This window comes from Streptomyces sp. NPDC094147 (assembly GCF_044764265.1).
In the GTDB taxonomy this organism is placed as follows: Bacteria; Actinomycetota; Actinomycetes; order Streptomycetales; family Streptomycetaceae; genus Streptomyces.
On sequence record NZ_JBIWHT010000010.1, the window covers coordinates 81,152 to 107,216 of the forward strand.

At 71.2% G+C, this 26,065-nt stretch carries 14 protein-coding genes; 2 read left to right on the top strand and 12 right to left on the bottom strand.

Annotated elements, in window-relative coordinates:
• A complete protein-coding gene (locus tag ACIQ8J_RS17525; protein ID WP_403272401.1) occupies positions 1-453 on the bottom strand; it encodes a DoxX family protein in 453 nt (150 codons plus the stop codon).
• A 178-nt stretch (positions 454-631) separates the two neighbouring features.
• On the opposite strand from ACIQ8J_RS17525, the gene ACIQ8J_RS17530 reads away from it, so the two are divergent.
• Together ACIQ8J_RS17530 and ACIQ8J_RS17535 are read left to right on the top strand one after the other, a co-directional pair.
• Positions 632-1,870 (top strand): amidohydrolase family protein, encoded by a 1,239-nt coding sequence (locus ACIQ8J_RS17530; protein ID WP_403272402.1) that lies wholly within the window; start codon positions 632-634, stop codon positions 1,868-1,870.
• 72 nt (positions 1,871-1,942) lie between these two features.
• Positions 1,943-2,869, top strand: coding sequence for an FkbM family methyltransferase (locus ACIQ8J_RS17535; RefSeq protein WP_403272403.1), 927 nt, complete (start codon positions 1,943-1,945; stop codon positions 2,867-2,869).
• 17 nt (positions 2,870-2,886) lie between these two features.
• On the opposite strand, the gene ACIQ8J_RS17540 is transcribed toward ACIQ8J_RS17535, so the two are convergent.
• The 11 genes from ACIQ8J_RS17540 to ACIQ8J_RS17590 all read right to left on the bottom strand — a co-directional run bounded on the left by ACIQ8J_RS17540 (position 2,887) and on the right by ACIQ8J_RS17590 (position 26,065).
• Complete coding sequence (locus ACIQ8J_RS17540) at positions 2,887-3,651, bottom strand: glycosyltransferase family 2 protein (protein ID WP_403272404.1); 765 nt, start codon at positions 3,649-3,651, stop codon at positions 2,887-2,889.
• Between the two features lie 155 nt (positions 3,652-3,806).
• Complete coding sequence (locus ACIQ8J_RS17545; RefSeq protein ID WP_403272405.1) at positions 3,807-7,808, bottom strand: hypothetical protein; 4,002 nt, start codon at positions 7,806-7,808, stop codon at positions 3,807-3,809.
• 474 nt (positions 7,809-8,282) lie between these two features.
• Positions 8,283-10,847, bottom strand: a complete 2,565-nt coding sequence (locus ACIQ8J_RS17550) for an ABC transporter permease (protein ID WP_403272406.1) — start codon at positions 10,845-10,847, stop codon at positions 8,283-8,285.
• A 542-nt stretch (positions 10,848-11,389) separates the two neighbouring features.
• Positions 11,390-12,130 (bottom strand): ABC transporter ATP-binding protein, encoded by a 741-nt coding sequence (locus ACIQ8J_RS17555; RefSeq protein ID WP_403272560.1) that lies wholly within the window; start codon positions 12,128-12,130, stop codon positions 11,390-11,392.
• Between the two features lie 284 nt (positions 12,131-12,414).
• Positions 12,415-13,695 carry a sensor histidine kinase gene (locus ACIQ8J_RS17560; RefSeq protein WP_403272407.1) on the bottom strand — a complete coding sequence of 427 codons (1,281 nt, stop codon included), beginning with the start codon at positions 13,693-13,695 and terminating at the stop codon, positions 12,415-12,417.
• An 86-nt stretch (positions 13,696-13,781) separates the two neighbouring features.
• Complete coding sequence (gene cseB, locus ACIQ8J_RS17565) at positions 13,782-14,477, bottom strand: two-component system response regulator CseB (RefSeq protein ID WP_403272408.1); 696 nt, start codon at positions 14,475-14,477, stop codon at positions 13,782-13,784.
• Between the two features lie 878 nt (positions 14,478-15,355).
• On the bottom strand, positions 15,356-17,323 hold the full coding sequence (locus ACIQ8J_RS17570) for a hypothetical protein (protein WP_403607854.1): 1,968 nt from the start codon (positions 17,321-17,323) through the stop codon (positions 15,356-15,358).
• Positions 17,324-17,602: 279 nt separating this feature from the next.
• The gene (locus ACIQ8J_RS17575; protein ID WP_403272411.1) at positions 17,603-18,883 is read right to left on the bottom strand and encodes a TIGR02679 family protein; all 1,281 of its coding nucleotides are present in this window, start codon (positions 18,881-18,883) and stop codon (positions 17,603-17,605) included.
• The gene (locus ACIQ8J_RS17580; RefSeq protein ID WP_403272412.1) at positions 18,880-23,118 is read right to left on the bottom strand and encodes a TIGR02680 family protein; all 4,239 of its coding nucleotides are present in this window, start codon (positions 23,116-23,118) and stop codon (positions 18,880-18,882) included. The genes ACIQ8J_RS17575 and ACIQ8J_RS17580 overlap by 4 nt, the downstream gene beginning before the upstream one ends.
• Positions 23,115-24,440 (bottom strand): TIGR02678 family protein, encoded by a 1,326-nt coding sequence (locus ACIQ8J_RS17585; RefSeq protein WP_403272413.1) that lies wholly within the window; start codon positions 24,438-24,440, stop codon positions 23,115-23,117. The genes ACIQ8J_RS17580 and ACIQ8J_RS17585 overlap by 4 nt, the downstream gene beginning before the upstream one ends.
• Entirely contained in the window at positions 24,437-26,065 is a 1,629-nt protein-coding gene (locus ACIQ8J_RS17590; RefSeq protein WP_403272414.1) for a TIGR02677 family protein, read from the bottom strand. The genes ACIQ8J_RS17585 and ACIQ8J_RS17590 overlap by 4 nt, the downstream gene beginning before the upstream one ends.

The window sequence follows — 26,065 nt, forward strand, 5'->3', positions numbered from 1 at the left end:
CTACCGGAGGAACAGGCCCAGGGCGTGGTCCAGCGACCAGTCCTGCCAGCACATCGCGAACAGTCCGACCGCCGAGATCAGGGCCATCATGAGGTTCTGCCCCTGCTCGGCCCAGTCGTGGATCATCAGCACGAAGTACGTCAGGTTCAGCAGCAGGCCCCCGACCAGGGCGACCGGCGTCAGGAAGCCGGTGATCAGGCCCAGACCCAGGGCCAGTTCGGCATAGGCGACGACGTAGGCGTGCAGGCGCAGACGCGGCTTCACGAACCGGTCGAAGCCGTGCTTCACGAGGGGCCAGCGGTGCTTGTCCGCGATGCCGGCGGCCCAGGCGATCCCGCCGCCGTCGAACCACGTCTTCTTGTCCTTGTGGCGCCAGCTCTCCAGCCACCACAGACCGAGGCCGATCCTGAGGACCGCGAACCATTCGGCCCCGCTGAGCCAGAGTGTCTGCATGGCACGCCTCCGCAGCCGCAGTTGACCTGACGAGTCGTCAGTTCAGCCCATCGTCCGCGGTCTGGCAAGGGGTGGTGGCGGCCCAACTCCGCTTGCCGCGCTGGGGTCTTGCCCATACGCTCAATCTGATGGATCGTCAGATTTGGTTGATGGCCAGCCAGCGGCAGGGGGCAACGACGTGCTCGACAGTCAGGACGGCTCGCAAGACATCCCGAAGGTGATCAGCGTGGACGACCACGTGATCGAGCCCGCGCACCTCTTCAGGACGTGGCTTCCGGGCAAGTACCGGGACCGGGGCCCGCAGCCCTTCACGGCGGGTATCGGTGACCTGGAGTACATCGGGGGCAAGTACCGGTTCACCACGGACCCGGACGGACAGCAGACCGACTGGTGGCGGTACGAGGACGAGATCTTCCCCTACAAGCGCATCATCGCCGCCGTCGGCTTCTCGCGCGACGAGATGACCCTCGACGGCATCACCCGTGAGCAGATGCGGCGCGGCTGCTGGGACCCCAAGGCCCGCCTCGCCGACATGGACCTCAACCACGTCGAGGCCTCCCTCTGCTTTCCGACCTTTCCCCGGTTCTGCGGCCAGACCTTCGCCGAGGCCAAGGACAAGGAGGTGGGCCTCGCCTGCGTGCGGGCGTACAACGACTGGATGGTCGAGGAGTGGTGCGGTGACAGCGGGGGCCGGCTGATCCCGCTGTGCCTGATCCCGCTGTGGGACGTCGAGTTGGCGGTGGCGGAGATCAGGCGCAACGCCGCCCGCGGGGTGCGCGCGGTGACCTTCTCCGAGATCCCCACCTACCTCGGGCTGCCGTCCATCCACTCCGGCTACTGGGACCCCTTCTTCGCGGCGTGCGAGGAGACCGGCACCGTCGTCAACATGCACATCGGCAGCAGCTCGCAGATGCCCGCCGCCTCACCCGACGCGCCGCCCGCCGTCCAGGCGGCGCTGAGCTTCAACAACGCCATGGCCTCGATGATGGACTTCCTGTTCAGTGGCGTCCTGGTGAAGTTCCCCCGGCTCAAACTCGCCTACAGCGAAGGGCAGATGGGCTGGATCCCGTACGCCCTGGAGCGCGCCGACGACGTGTGGGAGGAGCACCGCGCCTGGGGCGGGGTGAAGGACCTGATCCCCGAGCCGCCGTCCACGTACTACTACCGGCAGATCTTCTGCTGCTTCTTCCGCGACAAGCACGGCATCGAGGCGATCGAGACGGTGGGAGTCGACAACGCCACCTTCGAGACGGACTATCCCCATGTCGACTCCACCTGGCCGCACACGAAGCAGGTGGCCGCCGACCACGTGGCGGGGCTGCCCGACGAGGTGGTCTACAAGCTGCTCCGCGGGAACGCCATCCGCATGCTGGGCCTTCCCTTCGACGCCGGCCGGAGGCCGACCTCCGCAGCCTGACGCGGGGGTGGCGCCGGGCCTCCTCCGACCCGGCGCTACGGTTCCCCTGTGATCCTTCGAGGAGGCGGCCGGATGGACAGCCACACGTCACAGGCGCTGATGACGCTCGGACGCTGGTACGTCCGCCACGCCCCCGGCGCGATCGGCAAGGCCTCGCTGGTGGCCGAGTACCTCAACCCCGGGCTCCGTGACCACCCGCGGCGGCGGATCGTGCGCACTCGGTCCGGGGTGCGGATGGGGGTGGACACCCAGGACCTGATCCAGCGGTACCTCTACCTGTTCGGGGTGTGGGAGCCGCACATGTCCCGCTGGCTCCGGGGGCGGCTGCGGCCGGGTGACACCTTCATCGACGTCGGAGCGAACATCGGCTACTACAGTCTCCTGGCGTCGCGACTCGTGGGCGCCGGCGGCCGGGTGGTGGCCATCGAGGCATCTCCGGTGTTCCACCGGCGACTTGTACGCCAGGCCGGGCTGAACCGCAGCACCAACATCCGCGCGGTGAACGAGGCCGTCGCCGACTCCCGCAAGACGGTGACGTTCACCCTCGCCAGCTCCCGCAACATGGGCGCGAACAGCATCGTCCCGTACGCCGGTCCGGCGGAATCCACCTTCCGGGTCGAGGCCCGCCCGCTCGCCGAACTGCTGAGCGCCGCGGAGATCGGCCGGGCCCGCGTCATCAAGGTCGACGTCGAGGGCGCGGAGGGCAGCGTCGTCCGGGGCCTGGCCCCGGTCCTGGACCGGCTCCGCCCCGACGCGGAGATCACGGTCGAGGTGACCCCGGAGCGCATGGCCCAACTGGGGGACTCTGCCGAGGAGTTGATGTCCACCATGCGGGCGCACGGGTTCCACGCGTACCGGATGGCGAACGACTACGCCCCGGAGAGCTATCCGGCGGCCTTGTACGGCAGCGCGCCCGAGGTTCCCGTCCGGATGCGTACTACGGTGGTCGGCGAGAGCGACCTGGTGTTCTCCCGGACGGACGCCGAGACGCTTCCGTAGCCCTTCGAACGCGCCGGTCAGTCCTTTGCGTTGACCGGGTACTGCCACCCGAACCCGGCCAGCGCCCTCGCCCTCGCCTCCACGACGGCCATCCGCGCGTCGCGCTCGGCGGTGTCGGTGTGGGCGGCCTGGCCGGTCGCCTGGCCGGGCCACTTGCGGTAGAGGAGGCCGGGCTCCGCGGTGAACCAGCCGCGGCTGGTGGCGTTCAGCGCGAGCAGCAGGCCGGTGTCCTCCGAGGCGGGCAGTGCCATCCAGCCGCCGAGCGCGAGGAGCAGGTCGCGGCGGACGAAGAGGGTGGCCGGGTGCACCTGGGCGAGGAAATCGTGCGCCTTCCAGTAGGCGAGTACGGCACCGCGCTCCAGCGGACCGGCCTCCGGATCCCCCTCGAAGCCGGCGGTGGAGCCGTCGGGCAGCAAGTCGAGCACCCGGGAGGTGGTCCAGCCGATGGTGCGGTCCGCTTCGAGAGCGGCGAGGTCGCGCGCGAGGCAGCCGGGGGTGAGCCGGTCGTCGGCGTCCAGGACCTTCACGTAGTCGCCGTCGGCCCGCGCGAGCGCGATGGTCCGGGCGACTCCCGGGCCCCCTCGCCGCCCCTGCCGGAAGGTCACCCGCCTGTCGTCCGGGACGTACGGCTCGACCTCGTGGGTGAAGCCGTCCTCCTGGATGAGCCAGTGCCACTCCCACCCCGAGGGCAGTTCCTGCGTGCGGAGCGACTCGTAGGCCTCGGGCAGATACCGGGCCGAAGGGCCGTGGACAGCGGTGAGGACGATGATGCGCCGGGACACGGCGGTCCCACCTTTCCCATGGAAGCGCCCGACCGCTGGCGACGGGGGATGCACCAGCGATCGGGCTTGTGGACAAGACTAACAACGCTGCCCGTACGACGGGAGTCAACTGCTCGGCCGTGATGACGAGTTGTGATCGAGATCACGTCGGGCGGTCACTGATCGCAAGGAGGCGCGTACGAGAGGCGGGGCAGGTTCTCGTGCCATATCTCCGGCGTCAGGACACCCCGGGTGGTGGAGCAGATGCGGCTGATGGCCTCGGCGGCGTCCAGATTCCAGAGCCGGACGGTGTCGCTGCCGCTCGACACCCCGAGCATGTGGCTCCTGGGGCCGAACGACAGGAAGTTTCCCGTCTTGGCGTTGGGGCTCATCGACTGACCGATGGGCGCGGCGTCGGACGGGTCGGTGACGTTCCACAGCCGGACCGTGTTGTCGTTGCCGCCGCTGGCCAGGGTGCGGCCGTCCTGGCTGAACGTCAGCGACACGACCGCTTCGGTGTGGCCGGTGAGAGGGGAGCCGAGCCGGGTCGCCCTCGCGGGATCGGTGATGTTCCAGAGCCGTACGGTGTCGTCGTCGCTGCCGCTGGCCAGGGTGTGGCCGTCCGGGCTGTAGGCGAGCGCGTTGACGGGGCCGAGGTGCCCGGTGAGCGGCGCGCCGAGCTGGGTGGTGTGCCCCGGGTCGGTCACGTTCCACAGCCGGACCGTGGCGTCCGCGCTGCCGCTGGCGAGCGTGCGGCCGTCCGGGCTGAAGACGAGGGAGTTGACGTAGCCCTTGTGGCCGGTGAGCGGCCCGCCCAGCGGAACGTGGTGGGACGGGTTGCTGACGTCCCACAGCTGGATGGTGCGGTCGTCGTAGGCGGTGGCCAGGGTGCGCCCGTCCGGGCTGAAGGCCAGCGAGTCGGGGCCCGAGAACCGGGTCCGCAGCGGGACGGGCGCCCCGTACGAGAGGGGCCGGGCCGGATCGGTGACGTTCCACAGCTGTACCGTCTGGCTCCCCATGAACACGGCGAGTGTGTGGCCGTCGGGGGAGAACACCAGCTCACGCAGGTCGCCGACGCCGGGCACGAACGGCTCGCCCAGCGACACGGGCCGGCCGGGGGTGTCCACGTTCCACAGCCGGACCCGGTCGTCGCTCGCGGCCGTGGCGAGCACCCGGCCGTCCGGGCGGAACGCCCCGATCCGGCCGGTCATGTCCGAGGTCGGTATCGACCACAGGCGGACCTTGCTGTCGCCGCTCCCGGTGGCGAGGGTGCGGCCGTCGGGGCTGAAGCCCAGGGCGTACATCTCGCCGCTGCTCCCCGCCAGCGGCTCGCCGACCTGCGACGGGTAGGCCGGATCGCTGACGTTCCACAGGATCGCCGTGCTGTCCGCGCTGCTGGCGGCCAGCATGGTCCCGGCGGGGTTGAAGGCCACCGACCAGATGGGGCCGGTGTGGCCGGTGAGCGGCGAGCCGAGCTGGGCGGCGTGCCGTGGGTCGGCCACGTTCCAGAGCCGTACGGTGTCGTCCGAGCCGCCGCTGGCGAGCGTGCGGCCGTCGGGGCTGAAGGCCACGGAGTGCACCGTGCTCGTGTGGCCGGTCAGCACGGTGTCGATCCCCACCGGATGGTTCGGGTCCGTCATGTCCCACAGCCTGATGGGGCCGTTGTCGCCGCCCGCCGCCAGCGTCCGTCCGTCGGGGCTGAACGCCACGCAGCGCACGGCGGCGGTGTGGCCGGTCAGGACGCCGCGCGGGGTCGGCCGGTGCGGGTCGGCCACGTCCCACAGGCGGACGGTGTGATCCTCGTTGGCGGTGGCCAGCGTGTGCCCGTCCGGGCTGAAGGCGACCAGGTAGACCGTGCCGCCGTCGCCGGTCAGGGGCTTGCCGATCGGCTGCGGACGGCTGGGATCGCGTACGTCCCACAGCCGGACCGTGCCGTCGTCCGAAGCGCTGGCCAGGGTGTGGCCGTCCGGGCTGAAGACCGCGGTGCTCACCCAGCTGGTGTGGCCGGTGAGCGGGCCGCCCAGCGGCTTGGGGCGCGCCGGGTCCGCCACGTCCCACAGCCGTACGGTCCGGTCGTAGCTGGCGGTGGCCAGGATCCGCCCGTTCGGGCTGAACGAGGTGAGGTAGACGGCGCCGGTGTGGCCGAGGAGCGGCGTGGCCAGCGGCGCGTTCACGATCGAGATCAGCCGGTTGTTCGCGCCCTCGTCGTCCGGCCTCAAGTGGTGTGCCACCAGGGCGAGTTGGGCGGACAGCGAGGGGTCCGTGTGCTGGACGCGATCGGCTTCGGCGACGACCTGCTCGAACACGGCGTCGTCCCGCTGCTGCCAGGCGACCACCGCCGCGCCGACGGCGAGCATCGCCAGGACGACCAGGGCCGACACCGCGGCGCGGCTGATCCAGACCGTGCGTCTGCGCAGCTTGACCGAGGCGGCCAGGAATTCCACCGCGACCCGGGTCAGGAAGGTGTCACCGGCGGACTGGGCCCAGGTGTGGGCCTGTTCGAGGCGGGAACCCCGGTAGAGCAGTGACGTGTCGCGGTTCGATCCCTCCCAGGCCCTGCCGTCCTCTTCGAGCCGCTGGCGCAGCAGGTTGCCGGTCCGGTCCTCGTCGATCCAGTCGCGCAGGCGCGGCCAGGCGTGGAGCAGCGCCTCGTGGGTGATCTCCACGGTCTCCGCGTCGAGCGTCACCAAGCGGGCCCGTACCAGCGCTTCGAGCGATTCCTCCGTCTTGTCGGAGTCCGTCGACTCCTCCGCCAGCTGGCGACGCGTCCCGCGCCGACGGGTGGCCTGGGTGTCCTCGCCCAGCCTGACCAGCCTCAGCAGGAGCAGCCGCGCGGCCGTGCGGGCCGCCGGGTCGAGGCTCGACCAGGCCCGCTCGGCGGTCGCCGCCACCGCCCCCTGGATGCCGCCCGCCGCGCGGTAGCCGGCCAGCGTCAGCCGTCCCGCCTTCCGGCGCTGCCAGGTGGCGAGCAGGGCGTGCGAGAGGAGCGGCAGCGCCCCCGCGCTGTGCGTCCCACCGGGGCCGTCGGCGCTCACTTCCCGGACGATCAGTTCCGCGAGGCCGGGTTCGAGTTCCATGCCCACGGCCTTGGCCGGGCCGGTCACCGCTTCGCGCAGCTCCGCGGTGGTCAGCGGCCCGAGCACCATGTGCCGGTGCTGCAGCGCGTCGGCCAGTTCCGGATGCGCGAGGCACTGCTCGTAGAAGTCGGCGCGTATCCCGAGGACCACGAGCACGGGGGCCGGCTCTCGCGGGTCGGCGGGCGTGCACGCGGCGTGCAGGACCTGGATGAAGGTGCGCCTGCTCGCCTCGTCGGAGCAGAGGGAGAACGTCTCCTCGAACTGGTCCACGATGACGACCGCAGGGGCGGGGGAGGACGTCTCGCGCCGCGCCCACGCCGAGACGGCTTCCCGCACGGCGTGCCCGAACCGCGGAGTGCCGGGTTCCGCCGTGGCGGACACGACGGGTGCGAGCTCGGGGATCCGGCCGGTCAGCTCCAGGAGGGGATCGGCGCCCGGCACGAGCTGGAGCACCGCCCTCGTGCGGCCGCTCTCCTCGCCCAGCGCGCCGTTCTGCAGCGTGGGCACCAGACCGGCGTTCAGGAGGGAGGACTTTCCCGCCCCCGAGGCGCCCACGAGCATGACCAGGCCGCCCGTCTCCTCCACCGCGCGGAGCTGGGCGACGAGCGCGTCCGTGCTCCGCTCCCGGCCGAAGAACCACCGGGCGTCCTGCTGGCGGTAGGAGGCCAGGCCCCGGTACGGGCACACCCCACCGGCGACGGCCGGGGCCTCGGCCGGGGGCCGGTCCTTCTCCTCCGCGGCCGCCGCGGGGCGGTCGCCGACCGGATCGGCCACCGCGCGCTCCCACAGGCGCTGCCACTGGACCAGGTCGTACAGACCCGCGGACACGGGCGCGGGCCGCGCGCGGCGCGCCTCGGGTATCAGGATGTGCAGCACCACGGCGAGGGCGGCGAACTGGGCCGGCACGTTCTTGGCCCGTCGCCAGTCGCTGATCCGCTGCGCGGACACCCGCACCGGCCGCCCGCGTTCGTCGACCCGCTGAAGCCGGACGACGGCCTCGGCCACGCGCTTGAGAGGAGGGTCGCCGGCCTCCTTGTACAGCAGCGCGAGACGCTCCGCGAAGGCCGTGCGTGCCCCTGAGTCGGAACTCAAGGTCTCCACCCCTCACCTCACCCGCACTTGGACGTCCGGACCGGAAAACTCACCCTATATGGCTGACCTGCGGTTAAGTCCTGGGTCCGATTCCGGAGCCTCTCCGGTGGGAGCCGCAGATGGCAGGATCTCGACCCAGTAGCGCATCAACCGGGCGTCGCCCGGACAGGGCCGCCGGCTCAGCGCTCGGAGAGACAGCTCATGATGCCGCATGTTCTCGGTAAGCGTCCGCGGAGTCGCGATTCGGTGACGAGGACTCGTCACGTGAGCTTGAGGGATCCGTGGCGCCAGTCCCACCGGACTGCCGTCGTATCACCACGGATCCGCCTCCCGTCGACCCGCGCCGCAACGGCGCGGATCGACGCCGACCGTATGGTTCGGCACCGGTCCCAACAGGGGAGGGACCGGTGCCGAACCAAACGGGCGTACATGAACTTTTCGGTCCTGGGGCGCAGTGCTGTGGGGTGGGCCGCAAGCCCTGCGTCACGCCTGCGCGACGGCTTCCAGCGGGCTCAGCGCGGCCGCCCGGCGGGCCGGGACGGCGGCCGCGACCGCGCCGATCGTGAGGGACAGCAGGCACACCAGGAGCAGCGTCCCCCAGGGCAGTGCCAGGGAGTACTGGGCCATCGCTCCGTTGGCCAGCGCGCCGACCGCCCAGGCACCGAACAGCCCGACCGCCAGGCCGAGCAGCGTGCCGAACGCGGCGACGGTCACCGATTCCAGGCGGATCATCCGCCGGATGCCGGCGCGGTCCATTCCGACGGCGCGCAGTACGCCGATCTCGCGGGTGCGCTCCGCGACCGACATGGCCAGGGTGTTCACGATGCCGAGCGAGGCGATCACGACGCCGATGGCGAGCAGCCCGTACATCAGCGTGAGCAGGCTGCTCAGGGTGCCGGCGGCCTCGTCCACGAGCTCCTTGCGGTCCTGCACCTTCAGCAGCGGGTTGTTGCCCACGGCGGTGCGCAGCCGGTCCTCGGCGCTCTTGGAGGCCGCGCCGCCGTCGGTACGGACCAGGATCCGCTGGACGGAGCCGGGCTTGAAGCCGCTGCGCTGCACCTCGGCGCGGTCGCCCAGCGCGTCGTGGGCGATGGGGCTGTCCTTGTAGACGCCCACGACGGTGTACTCCTTGAAGTCCTGGTCGAGGCCCATGCGGGCGTTGAGCCTGCCGCCCGCGCTCAGGCCGTGCTCCCGGGCGAGGGTGCTGGAGACGGCGATCCGGCCCGGCCCGAGGTCCGCCGGGGAACCGCTGGTGAAGTCGAGCTTCATGACGGCGTTCACGGTGTCGGGGCCGACCCCGGAGATCTGCCGGACACCGCCGCCGGTGAACAGGCTGGAGTCCGCGACGGCGGCCGCGGTCCGCACTCCGGGAGTGTCGGCCACCCGCTGGACGGCGGCCGCGTCGATGCCGGTCGTGGGCGTACGGGTGCCGATCACGTAGTCGGCGCCGAGGCCGGCCGCGGCCTGGTGGTCGAGGGCCTGCCCGGTGGAGTTCCCGAGGACGGCGAGCCCCGCGACCATCGCCGTGCTGACGATCAGGGTGGCGGCGGTGGCCGCGGTGCGCCGCGGGTCGCGCAGGGCGTTCTCCCGGGCGAGCCGGCCGGTGATCCCGAAGCGGCCGGTCAGACGGCCGGTCAGCCGGATCACGGGGGCGGCGAGCAGCGGCGCGAGGACGATCACGGCGACGAGGAGGATGCCGCAGCCGAGCATCGCGCTCTGCAGGTTCTCCTCGGAGGCGTCCTTGGCCCCGGTGACCGACACCAGCCATCCCACGCCGAGGACGAGCAGGGCCGTCCCCACCGCGCCCCGGATCCGGGACCGGTGGGCGGACGGCGGCTGCTCGGCCGAGCGCATCGCCTCGACGGGCGCGACCCTCGCCGCCCTGCGGGACGGCAGCCACGCGGCGAGCACGGTGACTCCCACGCCCACGACGAGCGCCGCCACGACCGGGCGCGCGCCGATCACCAGGGGGCCGCGGGGCAGCGCGTCGGCACCGGTGCTCAGGATGTCGGGCAGTACGGAGGCGATGCCGAGTCCGAGCAGGAACCCGGCCGCGGATGCGGCGAGGCCGATCAGGAGGGCTTCGGCGAGGACGGAGCGGACCACTTGGCGGCGATCGGCACCGATGGCGCGCAGCAGCGCGATCTCCCGGGTGCGCCGCGTCACGAGCATGGTGAAGGTGTTGACGACGAGGAACGAGCCGATGAACAGCGAGACCCCGGCGAAGATCATCGGCAGCTTGGTGTAGCCCCGGGTCAGGGTGTCGACGAGGGTGGCCTGCTGATTGGCCTGGGCGGTGCCGCTGACGGCCTCGGCCCGGTCGGCCGGGAGCAGGGCGCCGACCTGGCCGGAGAGCTTGAACGGGTCGGTGCCGGGCGCGGCGGACACGTCGATCCCGGTGTAGTGGCCCGGGGAGGAGAACAGGTCCTGGGCGGTCGCCTTGTCGAACAGGGCGAGGGTGCCGCCCGCGGTCACCCGGCTGTCGTCGGTGGTGACGATGCCGACGAGCCGCTTGGTCATGACGGGCCCGTCGGTGGCCAGGGTGACCGTGTCGCCGAGGGCGAAGCGGCCGGCGGCGGCGGTGCCGCTGTCCACCGCGATTTCGTCGCCGTTCTTCGGGGCGTGGCCCTTGACCAGCGGATAACGGCTGTCCTTGCCGTCCTCGCCCGGTACGTACGCACCGGCCAGGTTCGCCCACGCCTTGCCGGCCCGCAGCGGAGCGCCGTCCGCCCCGTTCAGGACGGCCGACCCGTCGACCGACGGCCGTACGGCGCCGACACCGGGCACATCGGCGAGCTTCCGCACGAGCGCGTCGTCGAGCACGCTGGTGCGCCGGTCCGCGGCGGTCCCCGGCGGAGGGTCCTTCGGGACCACGGTGACCGCGATGTCGGCGAAGTTCTTCGACGCGGCGGCGCGGTAGGCCGCGGCGGCCGAGTCACCGAAGACGAGGGTGCCGACCACGAAGGCGACGCCGAGCATGACGGCAAGCACCGTCATCAGCAGCCGCGCCTTGTGCGCGAGCACGTTGCGCAGGGCGGTTTTGAACATGGGGTGTCTCAGTCCTGGGTGGTCGGGGGCGGTGGCGAGGAGTCGGGGGGGCGAGGATTCACGGGCCGAAGGTTCAGCCCCTCGGCCTCTGAACGCGGGGGCGAAAATTCCGCTGACGGGGGTTCGGCGGCTGGGACCGGAAGTCCGGCCGCCCTCTGGCTCTGAACGCTGGGGCCGAAGGTTCGGGGGCCGAGAGTCCAGCTGCGTCTGGTGTTGGAGGGAAGGGGCCGAAGATCAGGCCGCCACTGGTGTCGGCAGGACGGGGCCGAAATCCAGCCGCCTCCGGCGTTGGGAGGACGGCCGAAAATCCAGCCCCTCCGGCTCTGAACAGGGGGGGCAGAATCCAGCCCCTCCGGCTCTGAACAGGGGGGCAAAATCCAGCCCCTCCGGCGTTTGAGGAGCGGGGGTCTGGGGGCGGAGCCCCCAGCGGTGCCGGGTGCGGGGGCATGGGTCCGGTGAAGGAAGGCGGGGAGGCGGGGAAGGCGGGAAGGCCAAGGGCCGGGGAGAGGGGGGCCTGGGGGACAAGCCCCAGTGGCCCGGGGTCAGCGGGTGCCCAGGGCCTTCATCTGGTCCAGCACCCGGTCCGCACTGGGATGGCTCATCTCGTCGACCAGCCGACCGTCGGAGAGGAAGACCACGCGGTCGGCGTAGGCGGCGGCGACGGGGTCGTGGGTCACCATGACCACGGTCTGCCCCAGCTCGCGTACCGAGTCGCGCAGGAAGCCGAGGACCTCCGCACCGGAGCGCGAGTCGAGGTTGCCGGTGGGCTCGTCGCCGAAGATGATCGCGGGCCGGGAGGCCAGGGCACGGGCCACCGCGACGCGCTGCTGCTGCCCGCCGGAGAGCTGGGCCGGGCGGTGGCCGAGCCGGTCGGCCAGGCCCACCATCGCGATGACCCGGTCCAGCCACTGCTGGTCGGGCCGGCGTCCGGCGATGGTCAGCGGCAGCGTGATGTTCTCAAGGGCGGTCAGCGTCGGCAGCAGGTTGAACGCCTGGAAGATGAAGCCGATCCGGTCCCGGCGCAGCTGGGTGAGCTGCCGGTCGTTGAGCGTACTGAGCTCGGTGGTGCCGATGCGGACGGAGCCGGAGCTGAACGAGTCGAGCCCGGCGGCGCAGTGCATCAGGGTGGACTTGCCGCACCCGGAGGGCCCCATGATCGCGGTGAACTCGCCCTCCCGGAAGGCGATGCTGACACGGTCCAGCGCGACGACACGGCTGTCACCGCTGCCGTAGACCCTCGACAGGTCGGTGGTGGCGGCCGCGATCCCGTTCGTCGCGTACAGCGTGTGCGGGGCAAGGGGGTCGGCGGTCACGGGGGACTCCTCTTCGGTGCGGTCTTCGGATCGGAAGGTGCACGTCGAAGGGTGTCCGGGGAACGTATCGGGCCCTGGGCCGCCGTGTATCGGCGTCCGCTCTGCTGTGTAGCAGTTCTGTAGGGCGGGGTGGGGGGGGGCGTGCTTTGTGGAGCGGTCAGGGCGTGCGTCTTGGATCGCCGGATCAGACCCGACCTGGCTCGATCGGACCTGACCTGGCCAGATCAGGTCCGATCCAGCCGGATCAGCCCTGATCAGCCCGGCAGCCGCAGCGTGGCGACGGCGCCGCCGTCCGGGGCGTTGTCCAGGCGCAGTTCGGCGCCGAGGACCTGGGCCTGGCCCAGGGCGATGGTCAGGCCCAGGCCGTGGCCCGAGCCGCGCTCCTTCGTGCCCGTGTGGAAGCGGCGCGGCCCGTCCCGCAGCAGGTCCGGGGGGAACCCGGGGCCGTGGTCGCGCACGACGACCGTACGGCCCTCGACGGTGACCCGCACCGGCGTGTCCCCGTGCCGGTGGGCGTTGACGACGAGGTTGCTGACGATCCGTTCGAGGCGGCGCGGATCGGTCTCCACGATCTGCGGCACGGCCGCCGAGCCCTCTGCGCCGGTGACCTCACTGACCTCGCTGACCTCACTGACCTCGGTGTCGAGGCCGGTGCGCACCACGGCGTCGCGGACGACGGCGCCGAGCGGCACATGGGCGCGGACCGGCTGTTCGGCGCCGGCGTCGAGGCGGGAGATCTCCAGGAGGTCCTCGACCAGGCCGCGCAGATCGCGCACCCGGGCCCGGAGCAGATCCTCCGTCTCGCCGGGCGGCAGCAGGTCGGCGGCGGCCAGCAGACCGCCGACGGGGGTGCGCAGCTCGTGTGCCACGTCCGCGGTGAACCGGCGCTCGGTGCGCAGCCGTCGGCCGAGACTGTCCGCCATGAGGTCGACGGTGGCGGCGATGTCGGCCACCTCGTCGCGGCCCTTGGTGGGCCCGGTCCGGGCGTCGAGGTCCCCGGCGGAGATCCGGCCCGCGGTCTCGGAGACCTGCCGCAGCCGGCGACCGAGCAGCCCGGCCCCGTACACCGTCAGCGGCACGGCCGCCGCGAGCGCGACCAGCGAGGCGGCCGCCATGCTCATGTCGAGCCGGTGCAGCCCGTAGAGCTCGGGGCTCATGTTGATCTGGACGGCCAGCACCCGGCCCCCCGGGCCGTCGACCCGCTGGGCGGCCCAGACGCTCGGACCCAGATTCGCGTCGACGCGCCCGTCGTAGGCCGCATGGCGGTCGCCGTCGGCGGGGTGTCGCAGGGCGGCGGGCAGCGCGGCCGGATCGAGCTTGGCGCCGTCCGCCAGCGTTCCGGTGCGCCGGTAGGTCTCCATGGCCGAGTACACGCTGTTGAGGGCCCGTGCCTCGGCCCGGTCGCGGATGTCGCGCGCGGTCCAGAGGTGTACGAGTACGCCCACCGCCGCCACGACCAGGCAAGCCGTGGCCGCGGCCAGCGCGGCGATCTTCCAGCGCAGGGACACGCGGGCCGGCCGCAGCGGGTGGCGCACCGGACGCGGTGGGTGGAGCGGGCGTACGGGCCGAGGCGGGTGGAGCGGGCGGACGGCCCTCAGCCGGTGGAGCAGGCGCACCGGCCTCAGCGCCTGAGCTTGTAGCCGAAGCCGCGGACCGTCTCGATCCGGTTCCGGCCCAGCTTGCCGCGCAGCCGCTGCACGCACAGGTCCACGACCCGGCTGTCGCCGTCCCAGCCGTACTCCCAGACGTTGCGCAGCAGGGTGTGCCGCTCCAGGACGACGCCCGGGTGCGCGGCGAACTCCAACAGCAGTTTCAGTTCGGTCGGGGTCAGTGCCACCGGGCTTCCGGAGACGGACACCTCCAGGCCGGCGGTGTCGATCGCCAGGTCCCCGAAAACCAGCAGCGCCCCCTCGGACCGTGACGGCCCTTCGTCCGCGGCGCGCTCGGGTTCTGGGGCGGGCGCGTAGGTCGCCCGTCGCAACAGGGAGCGGATGCGTGCGACGAGCACGTAGGTGTCGACGGGTTTGACGACGTAGTCGTCCGCTCCGGCCTCCAGCCCGGCGACGACGTCGAGCCCGTCGCCGCGCGCGGACATCATCAGGACCGGCACCAAGCTGGTCTCCCGGACGCGTCGGCACAGACCGATCCCGTCAAGACCGGGCAGCATCACATCCAGAATCAGCAGGTCGAAGCTCTGCTCGCGAAAGAGCTCAAGCCCCGTCAGCCCGTCGGCCGCGACCGCCACCCCATAGCCGTATCGCTCCAGAGCGACGGCGAAGGACCGCCGCATCAAGTCGTCGTCCTCCACCAGCAACACGCGAACGGGCTGCGCGGATGCCGGAGCCGGGGCGGACGAGGACACGGGCGGATCACTCCTGTTCGGAAGGGGCGGGCGAGGCATCGGCCCGGTATGCGCTCATGTGCAGCCGACGCCCCCGAAAGAAACGATATGGCAGCGCCCCGCAGACCCCCGCCTGCCATGGCCCGGCACACCGATCCGATGACGAACGGAGCGCCCCCTGATACCCACCGGATACACAACCGGCCCAGGGCCGCTCCCCAGCCGGCGGATCGGCGTCGCGACGGGCGCAAGAAGCGCCATGTCAGGAGCCAACTCGGCCACATGCGGATCTGAGGAGGGCCGTTTCGCCTTGCGGGTGCCGATCCAGGCATTGATCCTCACCAGCGGACGACTCGACAGACGCGGACGTCCTTCGTCCCGCCCCTGTGCCGGATCGCGGGATCCCGCTGGGGGAGGCCCACGGGAAACAGATCCACCTGGTGATCCAGCACGGAGCCATCGCTACGGACAGGAACCTCGGCACGCCCCCGGCCCTGAGGCAGCAGTCACGCAGTTTAGTCACACACGCAGATAGGGACCCACCTACTAGTAACTAGTAGATGGGTCCCTATCTGCTACTTCTCTGTCGGGGTGGCGGGATTTGAACCCACGACCTCTTCGTCCCGAATGAGGTTCGGTTGCTGATCTTGCCAGCGTGGATGGCGTTTGCGCTGGTCAGGGCGTCGGGATGTCGTGGTCTCAGGTGGCCTCGAAGGGGCTCGGGGAGCGGGTCGGCTCCCAGATGGCTCCCGAGGAGCCACTCGTCCGGACCCCGCCGTTGACGTTCTCCATGTACTTGGCGAGGCACTAGGGGATCATGCCCATGAGGCCGAGACCGATCGACATGGCTGCTGTCATCGTCCCGGCGGAGGCGTCGGCCACGCGGTCCCGTCGACTGCCGCGTCGAGGAGGTCGCCGAGCCGATGCCAGGCGCCCGGGCCGGCGTGCGACATGGGGCTTGCTGCGAACCGCTGCCACGCCTCGTCATTGTCTCCGAGCGCCTCCGTGACGTAGGCGGCGACTGCGGGGTGAGTGGTGTCGTAGCGCGGGCCGCGGGCCTTCAGCGCTGACCAGGCAGGCAGCAGCCGGAGCAGCTCCGGAGGGCACTCGGGCCGGGCCAGCATGATCTCGGCCCAGCTCCCACGAAGGTCTGGTCCGCCGCCCAGGCGCCTCCGCAGGTGCAGCGTGAGATCGAGCAGTGTCTGCTGTGGGGCGGAGTGGCGGGCCAGTACGTCGTCGAAGGTGAGGGACTTCCGGTAGGACCGGGCGGCGAAGGAGAGCAGGGCCTCCTCGACGAGCGTGTCGTTGCCCGTGTGCCGGTCGAGGTAGGCGACGAGAACGTTCTCGTCGGCGTCCGCCAGCTTCTTGAAACCGATGCCTTGCGGGTCGCCGAGGGAGGCCGTGCGTCGGCCCGGCAAGGCGGGGACGGGATCAGTGACGAGCGGCATGATGGTGGCGATCAGTTCCTTGGCCCGTCGGTTCTCCTCCCGCGCGGAATGGCCGGAGGAGGAGTAGCCGTGCGCACCGGACCGGGCGGACAGGGCCCGCCGGGTGTCCTGCACCACGAGACGTGCTTTCTGCCGCGCCTCGTCCGGGACTTCGGGGAGATGTACGAGGAGTGCGTGCAACCAGTCGAGATCACGCACGACTGGATAGCGTGAATCGGGGTCCGGCTCCCAGAGGCTCAAGGCGGTAAGGGAGATGGTCGCGAACCGGGTGCCGAGGGCGGCGACGAGTTCTTCGGACGCCAGCCATTCCCGGGGCCGTCCGAGACGCTGGGCCTCGCCGGGGTTGAGGAGGAACCGCCAGGTTTGCCTGCCTGCGCGCTCCACCCAGGCGACAGCGGAGCGAAAGGCCATGGTCTGGAGGTACCCGGACTGCATCTCCTCGTCGAGGAATCGCTCCACGTAGTCCCGCTCCTCCTGGGACGCGGCCGCCAGCTCGTCGGCGTAGCGCTCCCGTGCCTGCGCGGGCGTCAGCCCGTCCCGGCAGGACCGGGAGATCCGGGTGAGGAGGACCGCTCGCCCGAAGTACTCCAGGTCGTGTGCGGCGACTTCCTCCAACAAGGCCGGTTCGACGTGCCACGGCAAGGAGCCCAGCAGGTGCTTGCGCACCACGCGATCGGCGGCGGGGTGCCGCGCGGACCAGGCCAGCAGGGGGCGGTGATGCTCCGTCTGCGCCCGGAGGATGCCGGACCACATGTTGTCCCAAGCGTCGGATGCGGCACGGTGGCGCTCCATCCACGCCTCGACGTCTTCTTCGCCGTCATGCTTGTCCGGCCCGAACGGGAGACAGTCGAGCGCTGCGACGAACACGTCCTCGTGCAGGCCATGTTCACCGAGTACGAGCTGGGCGGGCGTCGGAGCCGTCAGTAGCTCGGGGGAGATGGTCAGGCCCGTTGCCGAGCGGCGATGGAGCTCAGCAACGACGGCGCGGATGAGCGCTGCCCCACCCTCTCTCCGGCCAAGCAGACCAAGTCGAGCCTCAGTGCACTCCCGCAAAAACCGGGCCCTGTATGCGTCCGGGCAGGCGGGATGCGACAAGGCGACGCGGGTCAACTCCATGCGGTCGGTCGTCATGTACGGCTGCGGTTCACGATTCAGATCGCTCTCCACCGCCGTAGCCAACAGCCACTCGGGCGCCGACTGCGCGAGCGGCCCCGTTAGCAGGGTCATGAGCAGGCCGTCCCGGTCCGTGCCCTGGGATGCCGTGCGTATCGCCTCGACAGCCATGCGCGTGGGCGGGGAGTCGTCGGATGCCTGTGCGATGACCGTACGCAGGAAATCGAAAGGGAGAGACGTACGTGGTTCCGCCGCGGTCATCGGACTCCAATCTCCGACACCGCGCCCCTGGCCTCTGATCGGACCCACCCGGGCACGGTGGTGTACCAGGTGTGGGCGTCAATCATGCCGAAAGGGACTGACAGTGGAGGCGGTTACGGACATACGGGGTACAGAGCAGATGCGGGCGAGCAGGTTGTCCTAGGCACCGGAGCAGGGCTCGGCTCGCGCGGAGAGCAGAGCGCTATCGTTCTCTTGGGCGGTCTGGAGGGGGTTTGCCGAGCAGGTTGGCTCCCGGAGTCCGGCATGGTGCCGACGTCTCTACGCCTGGCGTGACAGGTCGGCCACCAAGAGGTCGAGAGTGGCCTCCTCGTGGAGTGCGATGCCGAGGGTGGTCATGGCAGGGGCGAGATCCGGGTCCCAGTCCGCGTCGACCGGCTGGCCGTCGAGCGCCAGTTGAGGGATGCCCTCAGCCTGACTGCGAGCAGCCAGGTGCTCGTAGTCCGCGGTGCCCATGCGCCACGGCCGGGCTTCGTAGCGGCGGATGACCCGGTTGGCCAGAGCGATCCCCGGCCAGTCGAAGTCGCCGTGGTACGCGAAGCGGCAACCCGTGGCGGCGAGGGTGTCGAGAAGCGTGATGACCACGGTGGCGGCGCTGCCGGAGGTGCACACCAGGGGCTGGGCACAGGCCGCGTCCGCCGCGGCTTCCACCACGCGCGGATTTTCACAGATGTGGATGAGCGTTGCGGCGGGGAGCTGCAGCCGGAGGTCGTGCAGGTCGCGTGGTGTGACGTGCACTTCGGCGTGATGGTCGGCTCGCTCCCGCAGAGCACGCTCCCGCCAGCCCTCGCCGTCGGGTCGTAGCCCGTAGGTGAGCACCGTGCTGGAGACCTCGTCCGGCGTGACGGACACCAGCCGCCACAGAGCGCGTCGGCCGGCCGCGTCGTCGGGGAACTCGGTGCCATGGGCGAGGGCGGCCCCTCGTTGGACGAGGCGTGCGAGCCAGGTGCCGTCGTCCAGGCCGTGCGCGGAGCCGGTCGTCATGGCGGCGAGTTCTCCTCGGCCGCTTGTGCCGTTGCGGTCAGGTCCTTCGGGTCCGAGAAGAGCAGTGAGGACCTGGACCGCCTGCTGGAGTGTCCATATCGCCGCTTCGGGCGTCACTCCTCTCGGAACACCGGCACGGCGCAGCAGGTCGTACCACTGCCGGGGCCACTCCTGGTCGGCGAGCGGGGAGGCATCCAGTGACGAAGCAAGGGACGACCACACCTGCTCCCGCCGTGCCGCCACGTCCGCGCGGGCGGCACGGCGGTCGGTGAGTGGCGGGCCGAGTTCCTCCAGGGTCTGTCTGAGGCCGAGTCCGACAGCCGAAGCGCGGAGCCGTGCGTCGAGGACGTCGAGCCGTACGGTCACGGCGGCACCTGTGAGGGGTTTGCCCAGCAGGAGAGACAGGTCGTTGCGTTCCCGGGTGTTCATCGCGGTCAGCCGGAGCGAACCCGTGGCCTGTACGCCGTTGCTCTCCAGGCGCTTACGTACCCCCTGCCAGAGCCGGGTGAGTCCAGGCCCCGTCAGCCACTCGCGCGTTGCGGCGGGCAGCCCGCTCATACGGACACCAGACGCCGGTGCCGACCGTTCCACGTGTAGTGCAGGGTGGCCACCCCGCGTACGTGGGGATCACGGAGGCACTCGTAGATATGCAAGGACGGAACCTCGGGCCAGTTGCCCATGAGCCGCTCGCTCGTGAGGACGAAGTCGAGATCGAGGTCGACGAGGATACGGCCCAGTCGGCCATGGGTGGGTTCGTCGACCTTCGCGAAGGCGTCGTCCAGGAGGATCAGCCGCGGCGCGTGCGGTGCCGACTCGGCGAGGCTGGTGAAGTGGGCGGCAGCCGCGGCGAAGAGCACGAGGTAGGAGAGCACGCGTTGTTCGCCCTGGCTGAGACCGGTCCGGCCGGTCAGTTTCCGACGGCGGCCCGGGGCCGCGTCCTCGACCACGAAGGTGTGGAAACGGAACCAGTCGCGGTAGTCCAGCGCGGTCCGCAGATGGGCGGCGTAACCGGCTGACGGGTCGGCACGGCGGGCGTCCTCGATCCGGCGTTGCAGCACCTCGCGCAGCTGCTCGGTCTGATCGCGAGTCCTGAGGCTCGACGGACTGCGCAGCAGCTCGACGGCCGCGCGCACATCCGCGTCCACGTCCTCGTCCAGCTTCCACAGCAGCTCGACGCCGAGGCCGTGGGAGGTGCGCACGGTCCGCAGGGTGTCGTTGAGAGCGGCGACCAGGTGCGCCGCGGTGATGACCTGTGCCGAGAGGTGGTCGCCGAGCTCACCGGTCAGGAACCGCTGGAACACTTCGCGTTCGCGCTCGGTGAGCCGTCCCCGAGCCTCCGCCGCCTGGACCGCGATCCGCTCGCCCACGGCCGCGACGTCATGGGACCCGTGGTCGTCGACCAGGCGGCACACCTTGATCCCGGCGTGCTCCTCCAGCTGCGCGTCGAATCCGCCGGCCAGTTGGTCGCGCAGCTCGGTGTGGCGGTTGAGCAGGGTGCTGTCCGACACCTCGCCCTTCGGGCGGCCGAGGGCCTGTTCCACGGCGTCGGCGAGGGTCCGCAGCGCTCGCAGACGGCTGCGCACGTCCGCGCCGGGATCGTCCGACACGTACTCGGGCAGCGAGGCCCGGTCGAGGCCGGCACCGAGCATCACCTCAGGTCGGCCGAGAGCACCGCGAAGTGCGCTCCCGGTGTCGATGACCGCCGTTTCCTGGTCCGCCAGGGTCCCGCGCAGGCGTTTCTCGTCCTCCTCCGCGCGCACGCGCAGATCGTGGAAATCGTCGCGAGCCCGTTGTACTGCGGGGAGCGCTTGGACAGCGTTCGCGATGCGCTCCTTGGCCTCCTGCTCGCGGGAGAGGATCTCTTCCTCGGAAGACCCGATCGCCTCCTCGCGGGTACGCAGGTCCTGCTCGGCGGTGCGCAGGCCGGTGAGGTGGACCCGGTAGCTCTCTTCCGCGGCCAGGCGATCCTCGCGGGCGCGTCCGTACCGGTCCGCATCGGCCTGGTTCGTACCGAGCCGCTCGCCCGTGCCGCTGACGGCCCTGCGCAGATGCCCGATACCACTGAGCAGGCCGGCCAGTGCGGTGCGCACACGGTCCAGAGAGGCGGGGTCGCCGGGCAGGTCGTGGGCAGTCGCAGTGGCATCCGCCTCGGTCCGTGCCGAAACCGCGAGAGCGCGTGTCTCCTCGGCCAGCCGCGCCGCCCGGGTCGCCTTGGCGGTCAGGTCGCGCAGGGTCCGCTCGGCTGATTCAGCCCTGTTCCATGCGTCCGCGAGGTTCCGCGCCCTGGGAAAATCCCGTTCCGCGAGCGTGAGAGCCCGACGCATGGCATCGGCTACGGCGAGCTCTTCGCGGACATCGGCCAGTCGCTGTTCCGTATGCGCGATCCGCTCCTCCAACTCGGCGAGAATGCGTCGCCGAGTCTCGGCGCGTACGGCGGCCCCCACGTACTCGGTGTCGCCCTTGTCGTGACGGCCGCTGAGTGCGCCCAGACGCCAACTGCCGTCGTAGAACAGCGCGTTGAGCGCGGAGGTCTCCTGTGCCGATGCGAGTGCGATGGTGGCCAGGAGACCCCTGACCTGTTCGGAGGTGACGCCGCAATCCGGTTCAGGGGCTGGGCGCAGGGCCGAGTCGAGAGTCGGCCCGTCGGACAGCACGGGACCCGGCTGGAGAAGGGTGTCCCGGGTGCGCGGATCGAGAAGGACGCCGTCCGCACTCACCCACGCGTCCAGGATTCCACTCGCCTCCAATGCCCCTTCCAGGCCAGCCCGTTCGGCCGGAGCCACGTCGTCCGCGAAGGCCACAAGCCGATAGAAAGGGGCTCCACTGCCCGGCGTCCTCGCGGCGGCGCGATGGTGCGGGGCCGGTGGCTCGGGGTCGGTACGTTGCTCCCAGTCCCGCTTCTGCTCCGCCAGGTGGTCGAGTTCCTCGCCGAGCCGGTTGACGCCGAGTGCCAGGGCGTCCCGGCGTCCGGTGAGTTCCTCGCCGTACGGTTCGAGTGCGGCCTGAGCGGTTCGCCACGCCTGGCTGTCGATGTCGGGCGGCAGTGTGCGGTCCGCGAACGGCGCGTCGGTAGAGGTCTCGTGGCCGACGGTGGCGTGGACGGCGTCCAGTGACGGGCAGTCGGGACCAAGCGCAGTCCGCGTGCGCGCCGCCCACTCGGCGATTTGACGGGAGTAGGCGCCGCTTTCCTCGACGACCTTCTGACGGCTGCCGTCGAGATGGCCGGCGGCCTCTTCCGCCTCGCCCTCCAGCCGTTCCCGCTCGGCATCGGCCTGAGCCGCCGCAGCGCGGGTCTCGTCGGCCCGTGAGATGAGGCGGGTCACCTCTTGAACCATCCGGGCCCGGTTTCTCGCGACCGCTTCGGCGCCCTTCAACTGGTTCTGCCAGGACCGCAGCCCTTCCTGCGCCGTGACCGTGTCCACGCGGACCGCCGACCTGTGCCGTACGGTGCGCGTCTCCCCGTCCGGAGTCGTCAGCTCGGTCTCTGTGGCCTGGGCGAGAACCGTGCGCGGCAGAGCCACCGCCTCGCCGAGATGGCCGGTGGGAAGCCCGGCCTTCTCCGCCTGCGTCAGCAGCTCCCGGTGTTCGGTTCCCAGCTCGGCCAGCCGGCTTCCGAGGTGTTCGACATCTTCGGCCAGCCGTTCCGCCGAGCCCTCCTCCGCGTCGTGGGCGTTTCGCAGGGTGGTGAACGCGGCCACGGCGGCGGTGTGCAGCGCCTCCACCGTGCCGCGGCGTTCCGACAGTTCGCGCAGACTGCGGTAGGCGTGACTGGCGTGCAGGGCGGCCAGGTCGGTCCGGGCGTCCTGTTCCTCCTCGCACAGGGTCTCCAGTCGGCCCTCCGACTCCTCCTCCTGCGTCCTCAGGTCGCTCGTCCGCTGTGCGGCGTCTCCGGCCGCCCGGCGCCGCTGTGCGAGGATGCCCAGCTCGTGGCCCACTCTCTGGGCGGAGGTGCGCAGGACCCCAGCCAGGTAGCCGCGGTAACTGGTGAGGAACGTACGCAAAGCCGCGTCGGTGCGTTCCAGGCGGCCGAGTTCGTCCCGTACGGCGTCGAGGTCGTGGAGGTTGCGCGCCACCTTCTCGACCACGTCCTCGTCGAGCCCCGGCAGGGTCTCGCTCAACATGGAGACCAGGCCCCCGTGTTCGATCCGGTCGCCGACCGTCGGGCGCCGCAGCCGGTGGAGGAGCTGGGTGAGGTTGCGGTAGCGCGTCGCGTCGGTGATGCCGAACAGTTCCCGGGCCACGCGTGAGCGGTGCTCGACCGCACGGTCGGTCGCGTTGTCGGAGCCGACGATCTCCTTGAGCCGGTCGACCGGCAGCGGCTTACCGGCCTCGACCAGATGCAGGTCCTCCCCGATCCGCAGCGAGGTGACGAAGAACGTCGGCAGCGCCTTCTGCGTCGACTTCGAGGCACGGATGGCGGCACCGAGCGTCAGGTGGCGGTGTCCGCCGTCGTCCGCCGTGCCCCGGAACTCCACCCACAGATACCCGAGACGGTTGGTCTGCTCGAACCCGTCCAGCATCAGCCAGGCGAGCGTGGTGCGGCCGGTGACTGTCGCGTCCAGTGCCCGGGAGTCGCCGTCCAGAAGGTACGGGAGCAGCATCTCCAGGGCCTTGGACTTGCCCGCGCCGTTCTTGCCGCGCAGCAGCAGGCGTCCGTCGCCGAAGGAGAACTCCTGCTCGTCGTACTGCCAGACGTTCTGGATGCCCGCCCGATGCAGCCGGAAGCGCGCGCCGGTGGATGTTGCAGCGCCGGAACGCGGCAGCGGAACGAGGCCACGCGCGTCGGCGGTCATAGCGGCAACTCCTCTTGAACGTCCGTGCCTTTGCCGGCCGCGGTGGCCGGGCGCACCGTGACGTGGGTGGCGTAGCGGGCCGCTGCGGCCAGCAGCACCCAGCCGTCGCCGCCGGGCCGTGCGCCATGGACATCGGTCACCGTGCGTCTTTCCGACGCCTCTTCGACGTACCCCTCCGGCAGTCCTTCGCCCTCGGCGCGCAGCCGGCCCGCGCGGGCCATCAGCCGCATGCGGACCAGCAGGTCCAGTACGGCCTCTCGCAGGGAGGCAAGGTCCTCCAGGTAGCCGCGTTGCCAGTTGCTGCGCTGCCCGTACTCGGCGATCAGCCCGGCCAGCACCTCATCCACCAGGCTGTCCGGGACGGCCACCCCGATGACGAGTGTCCCGCCGGTCGCCGGATGCCCCGGTTCCTGCGGCCGAAGCCGTTCGACGAGCCGTTCCGCCAGCAGCAGCGCGGCCTGTGCGACGGTCCCCGTGCCCGGCAGGTGCAGATCTGTGAGCTCTTCCTCGGGGTCCACCAGCGCCACGCCCTCGGCACGGATCTCCATCTCCAGTCCCAGGAGTTCGGAGAAAGCCTGGGCCTCCCGGCGCTGGCGGGTGCGCAGCCAGTCGCGCTCGGCGTCGGTCAGCTCGTCGAGGTGGACGACGGGTGTCTCGACGAGCATCCGGCGCACGTAGGTGCGGGGTCCGCCGAAGCCCGGGTCCGCTGCCCGCCGGACCAGGTCGGCGCCGTCCCGTGCCTGGGAGAGCGGGCCGGCGACGACCACGCGTGCCAGCTCCCGATCTATCGTGATCAGGGCTTCTCCGCCCGCCTCCTGCGCAAGCGCGGCCACATGGCCCTCGGTCTCGATGAGCACGCCCCAGTCGACGAGCTGGCGCAGAGCAGCGACCAGTGTCCGCTTCCCGGCCGCCCGGCCCGTTTCCTCCAGCTCGATCCCGGCGTCGGCTGCGGCAGCCCTGACATCGGCGACCAGGTGTGACAGCAGCATCTGCTCGGGCGCGGTCACCAGTACGGACAGCGCCAGCGCGAGGCAGGCGTACGTGTGTGGGGTGAACGGGGTGCCGGTGGAGCGCTCCAGCCGATGACCCGAACCCGCCCCCAGCCCCGCCTTGAACAGCCGGGCGTAGGAGCTGTCGACCAGCAGGCGGTAGCCGAGCACCTGCTGGAACCGTTTGCCCAGCCAGTCGGCGTGCCTGCGGATCAGCGGGAAGAGGTCGGCATGAGGGCCGTCCGACGCGATCAGCGGGTGGGCGAGCAGCAACCGGGCGGCGGTGCGGCGCTCGGCTGCCAGGGCTACGTCGTGAGTCGAGGGGAGGGTCATGACACGCTCGCCTCCGCTTCGCCGTCGACCGCGGCGGAGGTGCGACCGACGTCCAGCTCCAGGTCGTCAAGCAGCAGGTCGCCGTCGGCCGAGTACAGTACCGTTCGCGTGCCCGCCGTCCGGCGCACAGTGAGGCGTATACGCAGTTCGGCGTCTTCGCTGCTGGCCGAGCCGAGGTCGAACCCCGCCGTCCTCTCCCCGTCCGTGCTGACGGGCCTGCTGAGCTGTGCGTTTCCGAGCGCTGTGGCCAGCAGCTCCAGGAGCAGGCCGAGCGCCGCTGACGTGAGGCGTACCTCGGCGAACCGGCCCGACGCGCTGCGCAGTTCGTCGGCTGCCGCTGCTCTGGCCGCTGCCCGCTGACGGGCTGCCTCCCTCAGCAGCTGCTTCTGCGCGGAGTGGTCCTCCACTGCCGAGGCCCGGCCCCGCTGGGCTCGGCTGCCTCTTTCACGCAGGGCAACCGGCACCTCGACCACCGGACCGGTCCACCAGCTTGTGTAGGCGGGCACCACCTCGTCGGTGGCCGGAGGTATGCCCAGATGGCGGGCGCCGTACAGCCCGAACGCGGCGACGGCGATGTCGTGTGCGTCCCGCGGCGCCGCTTCGTCGAACCAGCGGGCCAGCCGCAGCAGATCCTTGCGCCGGGACATCTCCCCGGTGGCCGACCGCAGCATCCGCTTGGCGTTGGCGAGCAGCGACTGCAACGCGCGCAGGGTGGCGTCGCGTAGCTGGTCGACCTGGCTGCCCTGGCCGTCGGTGTTGCTGAACCAGCGGCGCAAGCCCTCCCAGTCCGCGAATTCGCGGCCCCGGCTGCGCTGGATCCGGACGTCCGGGCGGTTTTCGCCCTGCGCCTGCGCCGCGAGCCCGGTGAGCCCGTGGGCGTGGGAGTCCAGTCGGTCCAGCAGAGCCGGGACATGCGGCCACAGGGTGTCCAACGCCGCCGAGATCCGGGGCGCGCGGAACGCCACGTCCTCCGTGATCGCCTCGACGTAGTCCAGGAGCAGCTCCTTGAAGCCCTGGTATTCGGCGCTGTCCAGGTCGTAGCGGGACAGCACCTGGCCGAGGTAGGCGTAGAAGTCGCGTATGGAGTCCGCGAACTCGGTGAACTGCACGAACAGTGTGCTGATCCGCTCCAGTCCGTCCTGCGGCTCGACGCCGCCCGGCGCGGTCACGAGGTCGGCCAGCTCCCATAGTCCGCGCTCGACCAGTGCCAGCAGTTCGTTGCTCACCTCGCGGGCGGCGTCGGCTTCGGCCAGGACTCCGTCGGCGTCCCGCTGGATACGTTCGCCCAGTTTCGACAGCTGGTAGCGCGAGCGGGAACGCTGGTACTCGCTGATGCTGGACGCGTTCACCGTGTGGCTGCTGCGGAGCAGGTTTCCCCACTGGACCAGCTGTTCCAGTCGGACCGTGAGGGTGTCGGCGTCGAGCCCCGCGGCGGAACCACCGCTCTGACGCAGTTTCGCCATGATGTCCGGGACGGCGAGATCCGCCAGCAGCGTCCCGCAGAAGACCCGCATGATCGCGACGTGCTCCAGCCGCTCGGGCGCGCTGAGGTACGTGTATGCGTTCAGCCGCCGCCGCGCCTCCTCGTCGGCGTCCTGACCTGCACCGGATGCTGATGCCCCCAT

Excerpts from the sequence above, each read along its gene's own strand:
- ACIQ8J_RS17590 (WP_403272414.1), bottom strand. The coding sequence starts at position 26,065 with ATGGGGGCATCAGCATCCGGTGCAGGTCAGGACGCCGACGAGGAGGCG.
- ACIQ8J_RS17575 (WP_403272411.1), bottom strand. The coding sequence starts at position 18,883 with ATGAGCGGGCTGCCCGCCGCAACGCGCGAGTGGCTGACGGGGCCTGGA.
- ACIQ8J_RS17585 (WP_403272413.1), bottom strand. The coding sequence starts at position 24,440 with ATGACCCTCCCCTCGACTCACGACGTAGCCCTGGCAGCCGAGCGCCGC.
- ACIQ8J_RS17550 (WP_403272406.1), bottom strand. The coding sequence starts at position 10,847 with ATGTTCAAAACCGCCCTGCGCAACGTGCTCGCGCACAAGGCGCGGCTG.
- ACIQ8J_RS17580 (WP_403272412.1), bottom strand. The coding sequence starts at position 23,118 with ATGACCGCCGACGCGCGTGGCCTCGTTCCGCTGCCGCGTTCCGGCGCT.
- ACIQ8J_RS17570 (WP_403607854.1), bottom strand. The coding sequence starts at position 17,323 with ATGACCGCGGCGGAACCACGTACGTCTCTCCCTTTCGATTTCCTGCGT.
- ACIQ8J_RS17535 (WP_403272403.1), top strand. The coding sequence starts at position 1,943 with ATGGACAGCCACACGTCACAGGCGCTGATGACGCTCGGACGCTGGTAC.
- ACIQ8J_RS17525 (WP_403272401.1), bottom strand. The coding sequence starts at position 453 with ATGCAGACACTCTGGCTCAGCGGGGCCGAATGGTTCGCGGTCCTCAGG.